Source organism: Candidatus Nomurabacteria bacterium (assembly GCA_020631975.1).
Lineage (GTDB): Bacteria > Patescibacteriota > Saccharimonadia > Saccharimonadales > CAIOMD01 > JACKGO01.
Genome location: JACKGO010000002.1, coordinates 19387 through 34839, shown reverse-complemented (window position 1 = coordinate 34839; position 15453 = coordinate 19387). Strand labels below are relative to the sequence as shown.

Below are 15453 nucleotides of genomic sequence, written 5' to 3'. Positions count from 1 at the left end.
TCTTTTGCCAGAAAATTAGTACCCACGTAGTGCCTACAATGCAAAAACAGGATCCTAAAAAGATCCTGTTTTTTACTAGCTATTCAATACGTAATGTAAATTACTATTTAGTAGCTTTTGTGCGGCGGCTAATACGGCCACCTTTTGCGCCTGCTGTTCGAGCAAGCTCACGGTTGGCTGCAAAGCCACCAGTTGTGCCTTTTTTGCCGCCCATTGCGCCAATACGTGCATAAAAATCTTTGCCGTATTTAGCCTTGTTTGTCGCAGCGGCACTTTTACCGCCTGTTATTGTACCTGCCATTTAGTATCCTCCCTTGATTACTAAATAAAAAAAGAGTGCCATCTGCCTGCATAGACAGAGAACACCCTCTATAAACACTAATCTAACACGCTATTGCTAAAAAGTCAATATAATTATGCTAAAACCAATTATTTCAAACATGCATTTAATTCTACTCTGCTTTCCAAGAATTATTACTTACTTTTTCTAACAGTCTGTCAGCTAGCGGATAAAAATAGCATATTTAGACTGATCCTTTGCAACTTTTACCGCCAAAAGTTGCGTAAAAGCGCTGGGCGTAGCACCGCAGTTCTTATCTATTGATACATGAGTACATTGGCACAAAAGTATTTGCTTACTTTTTCTGCCGGCTAAAAAGTAACAAAAAGCCTCGGCGCTTCTTTGCAACGACGTACTTGCCAGTATTTCTGACATATCGCAAAAAGAACTAACAATTTGCTTTTTACTTCAGAATAAATTGCTCAAACATCTTTTTGCCTTGGACATGTCATAAATACGGCATCTAAATCACTATGCAAAGAAGATGCCCTTTGTGCCTATCGGCACAAACAAAGAAGGTATTCTTCTAAGCGTCACAAGTGGCGCATGGGGGTCCGGGGCATCGGCTTTACCCAGGATGCAATCGGTAACAATAACAACTTATAAGCAAAAAGGTGTTAAGCCACCATTATCTGAAGTAATAAAGCTAGGGTGGAGCCTGTCCGTCTACTGACGGATTCTTTTTGCAGTTGTTATAGTTATCCATAGTGCACGCATAGGTAAAACGCAGCCCCGGTGCTTTGCCCAACTTTAGCGCATAAAGTTGGATAGGGTATTTTGACCAGACAAAGAAAGAGAATACATTGCGGTGGTTTGCCTACTATAGCATGCAAAGTAGGATTACAAAAATAGATAAGAGTACTAGTATTCCTCTCGACAGTTTTGTTGCTTAAACAAGTATTAATAAGTGAAATCTACCAAATTATTAAATGACGCTAGATGATTCCATACTAACTATTCATAATTAACTGGTGACAATTGTGCGGGACACGCGGCACAGTGGCGAAGATGGGACCTTCCAGCTGGTTTGGCAATTAAAACAGCCGTACGTGCCGTTACTACGCTGCAACCCTACAACAGTACAAGAAGGGCAGGTTGCGCGTTTGTGTAACCAGTCGCGATATGTATCTAGGCAATCTTGAATGTGGTCTTCATCTATAGGAACACCAAGCTCAAGCGCCATGGTCTTTGCCTCTTGCCACGCTGCGACCTCATGTCGTAAAAGATCGACATCACTTTTATAGTCTATGTGGTTAAGGCTAGCGTGGGCGACCTCGTGTATAAGTGCCCAAGCAGACTGCGTATCATTTGTATTGGTTATATGGTAGGTCACAGTTTTATTACTGGGCGACCACGCAAACTTGTTGCCCTTTACAAAATTCACGTTAGGGTACTGTGTTTTTAGGACCGATAAGACATTAGCTACGCTGGGCATACTGTTTTGCAAGTACCGCACACCCATACACGACAGCTTCTTCTGCTGCTTGTGCAGGCACGATTTTTGGTGTGGCTACTAACACCGGTGTTATTTCTTTAATGTAACTCTGTAAATAGGCACCATATTTTTTAAAATGAGTACCTACGCCACCGCCTATAATAATGATATCTGGGTCAAGAACGCATGTAAGATCTACGATACCAATGGCAAATAGCTTGGCTATGTCTTGCCACGCTTTTGGGTCATTTATTTCTGATGCACGTTTGCCATATTTTGCAACAATGGCTCTGCCGCTTGCGAACTTTTCCCATATTTGTAATTTGCCTTCATGTTCCAGCAGCATATTGCCACCTTCTGCGTCAAAAAAGTCAGGGTCTAGCACACCGTCTGTAATGACGCCGGTTCCGATACCAGTACTAATAGTTATGTACAGCGCGACGTGTGGTAGTGGTTTTATACGGTTTGCTTCTGAAAGACCAGCCAAGTTTGCATCGTTTTCTATGAGTGTTTTTTTGCCAGTAATTTTGGCGATATCTGCCCGAATGGGTACGTTCTTCCATGGCAAATTGCCAAAGGCAAGGGCAATGCCATTTTGCCTGTCTAGCTTGCCAGGTACAGCAGCCACTACCAGATTATAATCAGTTGTTATTGCCACAACGTTAGCAGCCAATTCTTTTTTAAAATCGCTATATTTTTGTGGCGTAGGAAACTTAATTTCTTGTACTGGATTACCTTGTTCGTCGCATGGGGCAATGAGTGTTTTTGACCCCCCAATGTCTATTGCTAATATCATTCTTTTATCTTACCACACGTACTACACAAAGAATCCTATACATACTTACTTTTCTCATCCAGCAAGAAAAGTAAACAAATAGCTTATTCTACTTTATTTATGTAACGTACAACTTTTACCGCCAAAAGTTGTAACAAAAGCGCTGGGCAGCCTCCTCATCTTACTAGGCTGATAGTAAAACCCACATGGCACAAAAAGAACTTTCCGGCTTTTTCTTATTTATCAATGAATAGCCGGCTTCAACACCTTTTTGTCTTGGCCATGATACGTTTTACATCATCCTAATCTGTACGAGGAGGATATGCCCAGACCCAGCCATCCGTCAGCTGTCGGATGGTAAATGAACTATTTTCTTTTTATGCGCCCTGGGGCGCAGTTGGCTTTGTAGACTCCTGATAGATGAATGGCAAATAAACAACAAGAAAGCCGACAGCCAAGCCCAACCTGATCTATACTATTTGGTTGGGCCGACTAAAAGGAGTCCTGGAGGCTGTTTGTTTAGTTTGACAATGAAGCTATAAAGAGCCTGCAACCGCCGAGGCACTTTTGTTTACCTTTCTTGCTGGATGAGAAAAGTAGGTATGAATAGGCTGATGGGTTAGGGGTGAACCTCTGTTGCTACAGAGGGGACTATGCGGTATAATAAGACTAATCTGTTTTCTTGGTGGCAACGATGCACGCCTTAACGTCCGGGCGGATCATTGTTAACGAGGCTCAGAAATATATCTATAAGGAGTAAATATATGTCAACTAAGGTAACCATGGACGACCTATTAACGCAGCACGAAGTGACTGCGCTCAAAGCTGGTGATGTTGTAGAAGCAACTATCAGCACCATAAAAAAGCATGAAATTTGGCTAGACCTAGGCCCACGAGGCATTGGTGTAGTCATGCGCCGAGAAATTGGTAATCAAAAATTAGAAGAAGGCCAAGTGGTAAGTGCCAGTGTGGTAGACCCAGAAATGGAAGAAGGCCACGCACTACTCAGCCTTAAAAAAGCTGTCAAAGACCGCGGTTGGGATGAACTCGCCCGCGTTGCAGAGGCAGAAGAAGTTATAGAAGTAACCGCATACGATGCTAATCGTGGTGGTTTACTAATAGAGTTAGAAGGTATACGTGGCTTTATGCCAGTAAGCCAACTTAGTGCAGATCACTACCCACGGGTGAGTGGTGCAGACAAAGACGAAATCTTGCAAAAGCTTAATGCGCTTATTAATAAGCCACTAAGAGTACGCATTTTAGATGCTAGCCGCAAAGATAACAAACTTATCTTTAGCGAAAAAGCAGCTATTAAAGACGACATGCAAGCACGTTTTGCCGAACTAAATGTTGGCGACGTTGTAGAAGGAGCCGTAACAGGTGTCATAGATTTTGGAGCGTTTGTTAATGTAGACGGTATAGAAGGGCTTATTCATATTTCTGAGATATCTTGGGAACGTGTAGAAGACCCACGTAAATACGTTAAAAATGGCGAAGTTATTAAAGCTAAGGTGATTGCCATTGATAAAGACCGGCTGAGCCTGAGTATCAAACAGTTATCTGAAGACCCGTGGTTACACGATGTTGATCAGTTCAAAAAAGGCCAAACCGTAGAAGGTACTATTACACGAATTACACCATTTGGTGCGTTTGTGCAGCTTACGCCCGCGGTAGAAGCATTGGTACATGTATCAGAAATTACCAATGGCGAAGAAGATGCTGTAGACCCAGAAAAAATCTTTAAACTAGATGAAAAGAAACAGTTTAAAGTGTTAGAGATTAACAAAGAGGCTCGCAAAATTGCGTTAAGCCTCAAAGATGCATAACAGCTACCCTAACGTTATGTAGCTAAAACAACAACAATAATTGGGGGCGCTACATTGAGCGGGCGCCCCCTGCGGGTAAGAGGAAGGAGCTCATAGGCAATGGCACGAACGATTGAAATTACCGAACAAATTACTGTTGGCGCCCTCGCTGATAAGCTGTCTTTACCGGCATCTAAACTAATTACAGAGCTGTTTAAGAATGGCATCATGGTGACTATAAACGAAACTATCGATGCTGAAACAGCCCAGATAATTAAAGATGAACTAGGCTTAGATATAGAGCTTGTTGTAAAAAAAGTAGACGTTGTGGCAGAGACATTGGCAACGCGCGAACGCAAAGTATCTGATAAAGCGGTGCAACGACCACCAGTTGTGGCCGTAATGGGCCATGTAGACCATGGCAAAACAAGCTTGCTAGACGTTATTCGTAGTAGCCATGTAGTAGATAAAGAAGCAGGTGGTATAACCCAACACATATCTGCGTACCAAGTAGAACATAACAAGCGTAAAATTACCTTTTTGGACACGCCAGGGCACGAAGCCTTTGCCGCTTTGCGGGAACACGGGGCTCGTTTAACAGACGTAGCTATTATTGTGATAGCAGCCGACGATGGCATAAAACCACAAACGCTAGAGGCGATACGGTTTGCTCGTAAAGCCGGCGTGCATATGGTTGTAGCCGCTACCAAAATTGACAAACCGGGCGCAAATATAGAGCTTTTAAAGCAGCAGCTTGCCGAACAAGAAATGTTACCAGAAGAGTGGGGTGGTAATACTATTGTTGTAGGAGTGTCATCAAAGACTAAAGAAGGCCTCGATAAACTACTAGACATGGTGCTACTTGTAGCAGACATAGAAGAGCTCAAGGCAGATACCGATGTACCTGCAGAAGGCTTGATTATAGAATCGCACATGGAACATGGCAAGGGGCCAATTGCTGTTGCGCTTGTAGAGCAAGGTACCCTAAAGCGAGGCGATTTTGTAGTGGCTGGCGATACGTATGCAAAAGTACGTGTTCTAGAATCTACAACACATGGTGTATTACAACAGGCACCTCCATCTACACCAGTAGTCATTATTGGCTTTAAGGCGCTGCCAGAATTTGGCGAAAGTTTTAGTACTGTTTCATCTGAAAAAGAAGCAAGGAATGCTGCAGAAGCTTACCATATATCGCATGCCGCTAGTGCCATGCGTAGCAACATGTCGAGCAAAGATTTAATACGGCTGATTAACCAAAAAACCAAACAACAAGAACTAAATATTGTTGTAAAAGCAGACGTGCAAGGATCTTTGACATCTGTTGTAGATGCCCTTAAAACGCTAGACACAGACGAGGTTGCGATACGCATTGTTGGATCTAGTGTTGGCAGTGTAACAGAAAACGATATCCGTATGGCAGCCAGCAGTAATGCAATTATTTATGGTTTTCATGTAAGTATGCCACAAAGCGTCAAGCAACTCGCCTCGCGCGATAACGTACGGGTAAGATTGTTTAAGGTTATATATGAATTAATTGACGATACCCGCGCCGAAATGAGTAACCTCCTTGCACCAGAAGAAGTGATTACAGAACAGGGTAGATTAGTTGTTCGGGGAGTATTTAAAACAACCAAGACTGAACTCATTTGTGGTGGTGAAGTCACAAAAGGCCAACTTGTCATACCAGCCTTTGCCAACATCTATCGTGATGATACGCAGCTTGCCAAAGATTTAGTTGTCACCAACTTAAAGCATGGCCCAACCGACACCAAGCTCGTTAGTCAGGGCGAAATGTGTGGCATTAGTATAGAAACCACTGCGCGCCTAGACATACAAGAAGGCGATCGTATAGAACTTTACACCAGCGAAACCCACGAACGCACCCTGTAACCAACATTACACCTATTATTTGACTATTGACATTTTTATGTTCTTATGCTAGTATTTATTTAAACAACAATAGTAATACGTAAATAACATAAAAACCCATAACACTCCAACCGTAAGAAACCTAAGGAAAGGTAATTATTAGCCATGTCAGAAAAATTATCAAACGAACCCAGTAAGTTGGTATTGGATACATATAGTACAATCGAGCAAACTAACTACAAAAACGGAGCTACTCATGTATACGGTGTTGACCCTGAAACTGGAAAGAAGAAGCACTTAAGCCATGAAGATATCCTAAATGCATATGGTCACACTAGCCAAGAACGTAAAGACTATAATACTGAATACGAGCAATCGATTCTTGAAGCCGAAGAAGATGATTTAGATGCACAAGAAGAACTAGACGAAGAATGGGCTGATTTACAGCAAATTTTTATCGAGGCTCGTCAAAACGGTAGTCTGCAAGATATGCAACATGCTCTAGATATGTATAAATCATTCATTGGTCAGTTTGAAGTTATAGGGGAAGTTGAACAAAATGCTATGCTTGCTGAATTGTTAAATAAAGAATTTCCCAATAAATTTGAGTTAGGTGACTCTGTGCGTGTTCAACATACGAGCGGTGTCATAGAAGACGGATGGACTGTAGAAGAAATCATAAATAATGATGAGGGCGTGGTATATAAAGTCTCGCGTCCGGCAAATGATGGTACTAATGACCGACTTGTTAAGAGAATACAAGAAAGCGAACTAGTAAATGTAAACTCTAAAGAACGTGCTGCAGATACTCAAGTAGCAGATAGTGGTAGGGAAAGCGATAGCGCCACTAGCATCGTTGCTGACTCTAGTGACGGTGATAAGGTACCAGGAGGTACATTTGACTCTGTACAGGTAGATACTAGCGACCAAGAAGACGAACAGACGACGATGCAGAAAGTAAAAGAAGTTCCGACCAAACTATTTCTTGTTGCAAAGGCTAAGCTTGCTGAAATGAGTAACTCGTGGAAAGAACTGCCAGAAAAAAACAAGAAACGATATAAGTTGCTTGGCGGTATAGCGGCTGGAGCGTTGGTAGTAGCGGGTACCTATATGGCAATGCGTGGATTTGATAGTGGCGGTACGGATCAAGTAATTGGTGTTGATAATTCGGTAAGCCCAGATGCGGCACCCTCTGACGCTAGTTTGTCGGCAACACCCGAACTAAGTTCTGAGACGACGAATCCTAGTGTGGTACAAGGTTCTGTTCAACCGACACCTGAAGCAAGCTCGCTAGGAGACGTAAGTCCATCTATGCAATCTTCCCCAGAGGTTACAACTACGACTGGTGGATCTGGGGGTGGTACAGATATGGCAACCCCAACAGGTATAGAATCAACTCCAGACAGCAGTAATCTGACAAGTGTACAAGAAAAATTCGCTGAATCTAAAGCAAATTATCCTTGGGATGCCGCTCATAACACATATGGTGATAGAGCTGGAAGCGCTTTACAAGAAGCTGTAAAAAAAGCGCAAGAAGCAGGGCTTGATGTAGATACTTTTGGTGAAGGCAAAGAGTGGAAGATACGTGTAAATGGTAGTTGGAATACAAAAGATGTAGTTAAAGTACTGGCAGAATACATGCCAAAACGGTAAAACGTTGTATACTAAAATAGAAATAAGTAAGGATTAAGTGCATGAAGATAGACAATGATTTTATAGCAGAACTAGGTTTGGCAGCATTGCCAGAGGCAGAAAAGCAAGCTTTAATTGCCCAAATAGTAGAAACACTTGAAATGCGTGTTGGTACCGTATTGGCGAGTGGCTTAACAGAAGCTCAGCTGACCGAATTTGAAGGCTTTATGAACCGTAATGATCAAGAGGGAGCCCTTAAGTGGCTAGAAGCCAATGCTCCGAACTACAAAGAAGTAGTAAAGGGTGAACTAGAAAAGCTTAAAGGCGAAATTAAGGCGAGCGCACCGCAGATACTTTCTGCATCACAGCAAGCTGCCAATGATACACCCCCGCAAGCAGCCTAGCGCTACATTTTTGTAAGCGATAATTTGTGAGCGTAGCCGTTATAAAAAGCGGTTGCGCTCATTTTGTTTTTGCCGGCTGGTTGTAGTTCGGTTATTTGTAGACTGCCGTTTTTGCAACCATAATGCAATGCAGAACCGTGAAACACAAGGGTGCCAACAGGTACTGCTAGGTTGCTTGCCACAGCTTGTGTAACGGTCAGCCAGACGTTGTTATAGCACAGTCTACTGCCTGGCCACCCTGCAAAGGCACGTACTTCGCGGGCTAATTCGCTGGCTAACTTATTGGAGTTTAGTATGCCAGACTGCTTAGTAAGCTTTTGTGAATATGTGGCAATGGTATGGGGCTGGGGAGTAGGCAGTACTTCTGACTGAACATAGCGAGGAAGTGTTGCCTGCAAGAGCTTGTCGCTTAGCAGTAGTAACTTTTCTGTTAATGTTTGGTTCGTATCGTTTGCTGCAATTGGCAGGGCTTTTGTAGCAATAAGCGGGCCAGTATCCATACCTTTGTCTATAATCATAAGGCTCACACCACTTTGGCTTTGGCCACTTAAAAGCGCGTATGTTATTGGATCGGCTCCGCGCCACTGCGGCAGTAGACTAAAATGGCTATTGATAATTCCGCGTGGAAAGTGCTGAATTACGTGTTCGCTAATAATAACGCCATAATCTATGACAATACCATAGTTTGCGTCTGGTAATGATAGTTCGTCTAGCTCTTGCTTGGTGTCTGCATAGGTAATGGGTAGATTGTTTGTTTTTGCATATAATTCTATGGGTGCTGGCTCTTTATGATGAGACGGTGTGCGCTTAGTAACCACCAAACTTACTGGGTGCCATACGCGTAGCAGCGCGAGCGACTTAGCAGCGACGGGTCCACTACCAAAGAAGATGGTTGGCTTTAATGTCTGCTTCATAATTAAGCGGTTCTAAATGCCCTTCGTCATCTAGTTTATAAAATGCGGCAGGGTCGTCTTTTATATGATCTATAAAAACAATTCCGTTGGTGTGGTCTATTTCGTGTTGGACAACGCGTGCCAAAAAGCCCTCTGCCGTAAAGCGAAATTCTTTGCCATTGGCATCTAGCGCTTTAACGCGCACTTTATTATAGCGGGGAACTTTTCCGTAAATATCTTGAATGCTTAGACATCCTTCGTAATCTTCTATAAGATCACCTTCGTATTTTGTAATTTCCGGATTTATAAGGATGGTAAATGTGCGGTTTGTTTTGTCTTCGAAATCTTCCCTAATGATAACAACGCGTAGCAAGGTATCTATTTGCGGCGCAGCGAGGGCGACACCGACTTCGTGTTTGCGACTGTCTTCCCAATCGAGGGTCGCGTCAATCATCGTTTGGATGAGCTTGGTAGTGTCATTGGTGACGATACCAACGCGTTTTGAACGTTGCCGAAGGTGGGGGTTTGGCAAAGATATTATTAAGTCTCGCGGATTTTGTGTCATAGCTGTCATTATAACAGAGGTAACTTATAAAACGCTAGTGGGGTCAATATCGATACTCCATTCACTAGGCAAGCTTACGAGTGCCGCTACAAGGGTTGCCCTAGACGTTGACTTAGCGAGTATTTGCCAGGTATAGCCACCGTGCGAGGTTTCATGGTAGCTGGGTGTTGGCCCAAGCAGCTCTAGTTGGCTTGTGTTATTTAATAAATCGTAGGTTTTTTGGGCTATTTTTTGCGCAGTCGCCTTGGTTTTTTTGGTAATACTAAGCACCGCTAAATACGCGAATGGTGGGTAGGTAAAGAGTTTTCTTTTGTGCAGTTCGTAATCGTAAAAATCTTGCCAATTTCTATGCAGGGCAGCTTCTATAACAGGGTGGGTTGGTTGTCTTGTTTGAATAAAAAATTTGCTCAAAGTATGGCCTCTACCAACCCTACCTGTTACCTGATAAATTTGCTGAAAGGTGATTTCTTCTGCCCTAAAATCAGGAATAGAAAAGCCGCTATCAGCGTTGAGCACCCCCACAACACTTAGGTGGGGTAAATCGAACCCTTTACTAATAAGTTGGGTGCCAATAATAATATCGTAAGCGCCGGTTTGTAAGCCGCTTAGTTTGCGTTGTATGGTGTCTTTTGCGGATACATCAAGGTCAAACCGTATAACACGTGCCTTAGGAAATAGGCTTTGAATTTCTTGTTCGAGACCTTTTGTCCCTGGCGAAAAATATAATAAATCAGCCGAACCACACGCTGCGCACTGGCTTGTGGCGTGGTAGGTTTGATTGCAAATATGGCAGGACATTTTGTGAGTATCGTGATGATAGGTGAGTGGCAATCCGCACGTAGGGCAGGCACGTATATGGCCACATGCATTACACTGCACAATTCGTGCACTGCCACGGCGATTAATAAAAAGCATGGTTTGTTCGCCGTTTTGTAAAGCGTCTTCAATTGCACGTAGTAGCTCATCTGCTATAAGACGATGTTTTGTAAAAAGTTGTTTATCGCGTAAATCTATTACCTGGCCAGAAGCCTTGATAGGACCAACGGCAATTGTTGTCATTCGGGCGATAGGTACTTGGTGATTTTGTATCGCTGCGTAATCTGCTACGTTTGGCGTTGCAGTACTTTGTATAAAATGTGCTTTATGAACTTTTGCAAGCTGGGCTGCCACATAAACTGCATTATATTTTGGACTTTGCATGCTTTTATATGAATTATCATGAGCTTCGTCTATGACAACGAGCCCAAGATTTTGGTACGGCAGAAACAAGCTTGAGCGTGGCCCAACAAATACAGCAGGTTCTGTGTTTGCAGCCGCCGTTTGCCATATTAACTTTCTGTACGCTGGTGTATTTTGTGAATGCACCACATGGAGTGGATATGGGCAGGCAGCGGCAATCGTTTGTTTTAGCTGAGGTGTGAGCCCTATTTCTGGTGTTAAAATAAGTACCGATTTACCTTGGGCAAGTACGCTGTTCGCATAGTCTAAATACACTCGTGTTTTGCCAGTGCCGGTATCACCATGCAGCAAAACGTGCTGATTACTTTGTATAATCTGCAGAGCTTCTGTTTGATCTTTCGTGAGCTTAGGTTGGATGGTTGCTGTTACTTTGGGACGTACGCTTGACGCACTGCGTGATTTTGTTAATGCATTTTGAGGGATAAATAAATTGGTAATTTCACCAAAGTCGTATGGGTAAAAATGCTCCATCCAGCGCAGTAGTTGTAGTGACTTGGCAGAAACAATAAGCGGCGTAATCTGTTGTATAGGCTTGGTTTTAAACGTTGGTTTTTTGACTATGTTTCTTACGATACCGAGCGACTTTTTTGTGCCAAAGGGTATTTGTACAATTGTTCCAATATCAATTATATTGACTGATTCGTAGGTGTAAAATTTTCTACCAGTAAAAGGTGCCGCGATACTCACCTCGATATATGTCATATAGTAATGATACGGCATATTTATAAAAACGGTTTTACAAAACAAGGCAATACGTCTATAATTAACGTTGTTCTATAAACAATAGGTGAAAAAATGTTAGATGTTTTTATTACTTCTCGGGTCCGCAGAAAAATCATAGTTGTCTATGCTAAATTTCCTGATTTTAAAACCCATGTCCGTGGCCTTGCAAAACTTATTAAAGAAGACGCTGGGAATATTCAGCGTGAATTAAAACGCTTAGAAAAAGTAGGTTTTTTAACAAGCGAAAAGCAAGGGAACACGAAAATATATTCTACGAATAAGAATTTTCCAATATTTAAAGAGTTGCAAGGTATTGTGCTAAAAAGCCAACGTGCTAACCAGCGTCCGACGTCTGCAGGTCAATTACGGCGGCCATAATCTATTTTACCCTTGAAAAATATGTCAAAGTACCGTAGAATTGTTTAAAGTATGATCCAAGTTACTAAAAAAGATGTGAGAGAGTCCACCGAAAGCCTTATTAGGCGTTTTAATCGTAAGGTGCAGCAAGCTGGCGTTTTGGCAGTAGTGAAGCAATTGCAATATCATGAAAAGCCAATCAGCAAGCGCGATCGTCGTACCAAAGCAATTATTCGTAACGAACGCAAAGCACAAAAGAATAAGCGAGCCAAACTAGGCTTACGGTAATGCTTGATCGTATACATAACGATGCCAATGCAGCGTTAAAGGCGGGCGATAAAAAAACTACTGAAGCACTCAGGCTTTTGTACAGTGCCTTAAAAAATGCCCAAATTGAAGCTGGTGGCGTTTTATCTGACGATGGGGCTGTGCAAGTTATCAAGAAAGAAATGAAAAAGCGTATCGAAGCACGCGATTTATATGCAGCGAACGATAGGCAAGAACAAGCAGCCCAAGAAGAATTTGAGCGGAACCTGTACAGCCAATATGCCCCCGCAGATTTATCTGCTGAGCAAATTGATGCAATGATACAGACAGTAGCGCCAATGGCTGGTGAGGCAAATTTTGCGAAAATTATGCCACTAGTTATGAAAGAAGCGCAGGGTAAAGCCGATGGCCGACTTGTTTCTGAACGCGTTAAAAACTACATAGAGAACATTGTATGATAATCGTCGTAGGGGTTGCTGGATCTGGCAAGAGCACACAGAGTAAGTTACTGGCCACTGTACAGGGCTGGCATTGGATTTCTATGGGCAAGCTACTAAGAAGTAGCTTGACTGGTGATTTAGAAAAAGAAATGAATAGTGGCAGGCTGCTGAATGATAACGAAGTAGAAGCAATTTTAGAAACAGAACTACGCAAGATTGCTGGTAGTCACAAAATAATATTAGACGGGTTTCCGCGCCGAGTTGCACAGACTGAATGGCTGCTATCTACGGCGCATGCTATTAATGAAAAAGTTGAAGCGATAGTTCATTTAAAAGCGCATGAAGAAGTCGTGCTAGAGAGGTTGCTACACAGAGGGCGCCCAGATGACAAACCCGCAGCGATTAATGAACGGTTTTTAGAATACGAAAAAGATATTAAACCACTGCTTCAGGTATTCGCAAATAAAGGCATTCCCATTATAGAAGTAAATGGTGAGCAACCAGCCGAGGTTGTTCATGCCGATATTAAAAAAGGTGTCGTGGCAGCTGGTATTTCGCTATGATGACACGTATCAAAACTGCCCAAGAACTTGTTAAACAACGAGAAAGTGGCAAAATGAATGCCACAATTCTTGCGTTAGTGGGCAATGCAATTGAAGTAGGTATAACAACGAAGCAACTTGCCGATATTGCTGCTAAAGAGTTACGCGCACTAGGTGGTAAACCAACGTTTCTTGGCTATGGTGGGTTTCCTGATGTTATGTGTATATCTGTTAATAACGAAGTAGTACATGGGATACCCGGTTCTTACATTGTGAAAGATGGCGACATAGTAAGTATAGATTTTGGAGTGACGTATGGTGGCATGATAACGGATGCCGCCAGAAGTTTTATCGCTGGTGTGTCTACTCCACAGAAAAAAAAGCTTGTTAAAGGCACCCTTGCTGCCTTAGATGCCGGCGTAGGGTCGCTAAGCGATGGGGTGCGGGTTGGTACCATTGCCGCCGCTATAGAAAAAGAAATGCAGCGGAATAGTTTTGGAATCGTGAGAGATTTGGTTGGGCACGGGGTTGGGCATCAACTACACGAAGATCCAAATATTCCTAACTTTAGCATGCGCAGTAGCGGCCCTGTTCTACGAGCTGGTATGACAATAGCAATAGAGCCAATGTCTACACTTGGTGCCGATGCTGTATACACAGCTGCAGACGGTTGGACGATTGTAACAAAAGATAACAGCTTGTCGGCTCACTTTGAAGATACGGTGTTAATTACCGATACTGGCGCCGAAATCCTTACACGACTGTAATATATCTCTGTAAATTGCTTGCGATTGCCCAAGCGTAGGCGGTATACTAGTGATAATGCAAAAAAACTCATATTTTATTGGTTTAGATGTCGGTACTTCTGCTGTTCGGTGTGTCATTGGCATGCCCGAGCAAAATAACCCAGACGACACAATGTCGGTAATAGGTATTGGCAGTGCTCAAAACACTGGTATGAGAAAAGGCTGTGTTTCGCACGTAGAAGATGTTACGCGTGCTATAGGCGAAGCGGTATCAGAAGCTGAACGTATGGCAGGTATTCGTGTACAGGATGTTACGGTTAATGTAAATGGAGCCAGTATTGGTGCACAGATGTCACGTGGTATGGTATCTACCAATAGCCCAGACAGAATAATTACCAGAGATGATATTGCCCGTGTAGAAGAGCAAGCAACGGTCATAAATATGCCAAATAACCGAGATATCATACAAATTTTTACAAAAAGCTATAGGGTTGATGGCCAAGACAATATTAAAGATCCAGTTGGCATGCAGGGCGTGCGTTTAGAGGCAGATATTTTAGTAGTAACAGCAGGGTTACAGTGTATACGAACCCTTAACGATGCCGTCGACGCAGCACAACTGCATATAGCTGAGCGCACAGTTTCTAGTGTGGCTGCAGCTGAAGTTGTACTCGATAGGCGACAAAAAGAATCTGGCACTGCACTCGTTGACATAGGCGCAGGTACTACCAATATTGCAATTATAGAAGACGGAGAAATAGTGTCGCTTGCCGTATTGCCGATAGGCGGGCAACACCTTACGCATGATCTTGCTATTGGTCTAAAAGCCGATTTAGAAATAGCCGAAAAAATAAAAACTAAATATGCATCACTTAAGCCAGAGGCTGCTGTATCTAAAAAAGTATCGTTCACCGACGATGGGGTGGTGTATGAATTTGATACATCCCGTATATATGACATTATTATTCCACGATTTGAAGAATTACTAGAAGAAGTTGACAAAGTATTTGCAAAAGCCAAGCGGTCACGGCGTTTGCCGGGTGGTGTAGTGTTTGTCGGTGGTGTTGCTAATACTCCAGGGCTCGCCGATTTTGCTCGTGAACAACTAGAGCTTCACACCAGAATAGGCAAGTTACACCATATTGGTGGTTTAGCTGATACGGTAAAAAGTACAGAATTTGCTACAGCAATTGGGCTGATGAATCTAGATGGTATTCTAGGTTTAGATGCTATGAACACACAAAGTATTACTGCTCGTAATTTAAGCAGCGGTGTGTTCACAAAAATAAAAAGCTTTATAAAAAGATAGTCCTTGGTGTGCGAATTATTAGTACAAAATCTTTTTTATATTTAGATGCTTGAATACATTTTCTATGGCAAGTACAATAGATAGCAACACAAGGTTAATGTATCTCGAAAGG

General features: G+C 42.7%; 16 protein-coding genes. 10 read left to right on the top strand and 6 right to left on the bottom strand.

What is annotated here, in order from left to right; all coding sequences use genetic code 11:
• Window positions 1–103 precede the first annotated feature (103 nt).
• The 3 genes from H6795_02330 to H6795_02320 form a co-directional block, all read right to left on the bottom strand.
• Window positions 104–301 carry a hypothetical protein gene (locus tag H6795_02330; protein MCB9817358.1) on the bottom strand — a complete coding sequence of 66 codons (198 nt, stop codon included), beginning with the start codon at window positions 299–301 and terminating at the stop codon, window positions 104–106.
• A 1003-nt stretch (window positions 302–1304) separates the two neighbouring features.
• Window positions 1305–1673 carry a hypothetical protein gene (locus H6795_02325; GenBank protein ID MCB9817357.1) on the bottom strand — a complete coding sequence of 123 codons (369 nt, stop codon included), beginning with the start codon at window positions 1671–1673 and terminating at the stop codon, window positions 1305–1307.
• A gap of 85 nt (window positions 1674–1758) precedes the next feature.
• Window positions 1759–2571 (bottom strand): ROK family protein, encoded by an 813-nt coding sequence (locus H6795_02320; protein MCB9817356.1) that lies wholly within the window; start codon window positions 2569–2571, stop codon window positions 1759–1761.
• A gap of 743 nt (window positions 2572–3314) precedes the next feature.
• On the opposite strand from H6795_02320, the gene H6795_02315 reads away from it, so the two are divergent.
• From H6795_02315 to H6795_02300, 4 genes are all read left to right on the top strand, one after another.
• Window positions 3315–4376 (top strand): S1 RNA-binding domain-containing protein, encoded by a 1062-nt coding sequence (locus H6795_02315; GenBank protein ID MCB9817355.1) that lies wholly within the window; start codon window positions 3315–3317, stop codon window positions 4374–4376.
• A 99-nt stretch (window positions 4377–4475) separates the two neighbouring features.
• Window positions 4476–6245, top strand: a complete 1770-nt coding sequence (locus H6795_02310; GenBank protein MCB9817354.1) for a translation initiation factor IF-2 — start codon at window positions 4476–4478, stop codon at window positions 6243–6245.
• Window positions 6246–6389: 144 nt separating this feature from the next.
• A complete protein-coding gene (locus tag H6795_02305) occupies window positions 6390–7877 on the top strand; it encodes a hypothetical protein (GenBank protein ID MCB9817353.1) in 1488 nt (495 codons plus the stop codon).
• Between the two features lie 41 nt (window positions 7878–7918).
• Window positions 7919–8260: a hypothetical protein gene (locus H6795_02300; GenBank protein ID MCB9817352.1), complete on the top strand. Its 342-nt coding sequence runs from the start codon at window positions 7919–7921 to the stop codon at window positions 8258–8260.
• A gap of 2 nt (window positions 8261–8262) precedes the next feature.
• Here the strand turns inward: H6795_02300 and H6795_02295 are convergent, their stop codons facing one another.
• The 3 genes from H6795_02295 to priA are packed head-to-tail and all read right to left on the bottom strand — an operon-like array spanning window position 8263 to window position 11659.
• Window positions 8263–9174 (bottom strand): hypothetical protein, encoded by a 912-nt coding sequence (locus H6795_02295; protein MCB9817351.1) that lies wholly within the window; start codon window positions 9172–9174, stop codon window positions 8263–8265.
• Window positions 9137–9727 carry a peptide deformylase gene (gene def, locus H6795_02290; protein MCB9817350.1) on the bottom strand — a complete coding sequence of 197 codons (591 nt, stop codon included), beginning with the start codon at window positions 9725–9727 and terminating at the stop codon, window positions 9137–9139. The genes H6795_02295 and def overlap by 38 nt, the downstream gene beginning before the upstream one ends.
• 15 nt (window positions 9728–9742) lie before the next feature.
• Window positions 9743–11659 (bottom strand): primosomal protein N', encoded by a 1917-nt coding sequence (priA, locus tag H6795_02285; GenBank protein ID MCB9817349.1) that lies wholly within the window; start codon window positions 11657–11659, stop codon window positions 9743–9745.
• Window positions 11660–11752: 93 nt separating this feature from the next.
• On the opposite strand from priA, the gene H6795_02280 reads away from it, so the two are divergent.
• From H6795_02280 to ftsA, 6 genes are read left to right on the top strand one after another with little or no spacing between them, the layout of a single operon-like run.
• A complete protein-coding gene (locus tag H6795_02280) occupies window positions 11753–12058 on the top strand; it encodes a winged helix-turn-helix transcriptional regulator (GenBank protein MCB9817348.1) in 306 nt (101 codons plus the stop codon).
• A 51-nt stretch (window positions 12059–12109) separates the two neighbouring features.
• On the top strand, window positions 12110–12325 hold the full coding sequence (gene rpsU / locus H6795_02275) for a 30S ribosomal protein S21 (protein ID MCB9817347.1): 216 nt from the start codon (window positions 12110–12112) through the stop codon (window positions 12323–12325).
• Complete coding sequence (locus tag H6795_02270; GenBank protein ID MCB9817346.1) at window positions 12325–12762, top strand: GatB/YqeY domain-containing protein; 438 nt, start codon at window positions 12325–12327, stop codon at window positions 12760–12762. Before rpsU ends, H6795_02270 begins: the two co-directional genes overlap by 1 nt.
• Window positions 12759–13307 (top strand): nucleoside monophosphate kinase, encoded by a 549-nt coding sequence (locus H6795_02265; GenBank protein ID MCB9817345.1) that lies wholly within the window; start codon window positions 12759–12761, stop codon window positions 13305–13307. Before H6795_02270 ends, H6795_02265 begins: the two co-directional genes overlap by 4 nt.
• Window positions 13307–14053, top strand: coding sequence for a type I methionyl aminopeptidase (gene map, locus H6795_02260; protein ID MCB9817344.1), 747 nt, complete (start codon window positions 13307–13309; stop codon window positions 14051–14053). Before H6795_02265 ends, map begins: the two co-directional genes overlap by 1 nt.
• A gap of 55 nt (window positions 14054–14108) precedes the next feature.
• Entirely contained in the window at window positions 14109–15341 is a 1233-nt protein-coding gene (gene ftsA / locus H6795_02255) for a cell division protein FtsA (protein ID MCB9817343.1), read from the top strand.
• The last annotated feature ends 112 nt before the right edge of the window (window positions 15342–15453 follow it).

Bases quoted from the DNA above. Each gene is read 5' to 3' on its own strand.
- H6795_02330 (MCB9817358.1), bottom strand. From the start codon at position 301: ATGGCAGGTACAATAACAGGCGGTAAAAGTGCCGCTGCGACAAACAAG.
- H6795_02320 (MCB9817356.1), bottom strand. From the start codon at position 2,571: ATGATATTAGCAATAGACATTGGGGGGTCAAAAACACTCATTGCCCCA.
- H6795_02315 (MCB9817355.1), top strand. From the start codon at position 3,315: ATGTCAACTAAGGTAACCATGGACGACCTATTAACGCAGCACGAAGTG.
- H6795_02310 (MCB9817354.1), top strand. From the start codon at position 4,476: ATGGCACGAACGATTGAAATTACCGAACAAATTACTGTTGGCGCCCTC.
- H6795_02305 (MCB9817353.1), top strand. From the start codon at position 6,390: ATGTCAGAAAAATTATCAAACGAACCCAGTAAGTTGGTATTGGATACA.
- H6795_02300 (MCB9817352.1), top strand. From the start codon at position 7,919: ATGAAGATAGACAATGATTTTATAGCAGAACTAGGTTTGGCAGCATTG.
- H6795_02295 (MCB9817351.1), bottom strand. From the start codon at position 9,174: ATGAAGCAGACATTAAAGCCAACCATCTTCTTTGGTAGTGGACCCGTC.
- def (MCB9817350.1), bottom strand. From the start codon at position 9,727: ATGACAGCTATGACACAAAATCCGCGAGACTTAATAATATCTTTGCCA.
- priA (MCB9817349.1), bottom strand. From the start codon at position 11,659: ATGACATATATCGAGGTGAGTATCGCGGCACCTTTTACTGGTAGAAAA.
- H6795_02280 (MCB9817348.1), top strand. From the start codon at position 11,753: ATGTTAGATGTTTTTATTACTTCTCGGGTCCGCAGAAAAATCATAGTT.
- rpsU (MCB9817347.1), top strand. From the start codon at position 12,110: ATGATCCAAGTTACTAAAAAAGATGTGAGAGAGTCCACCGAAAGCCTT.
- H6795_02270 (MCB9817346.1), top strand. From the start codon at position 12,325: ATGCTTGATCGTATACATAACGATGCCAATGCAGCGTTAAAGGCGGGC.
- H6795_02265 (MCB9817345.1), top strand. From the start codon at position 12,759: ATGATAATCGTCGTAGGGGTTGCTGGATCTGGCAAGAGCACACAGAGT.
- map (MCB9817344.1), top strand. From the start codon at position 13,307: ATGACACGTATCAAAACTGCCCAAGAACTTGTTAAACAACGAGAAAGT.
- ftsA (MCB9817343.1), top strand. From the start codon at position 14,109: ATGCAAAAAAACTCATATTTTATTGGTTTAGATGTCGGTACTTCTGCT.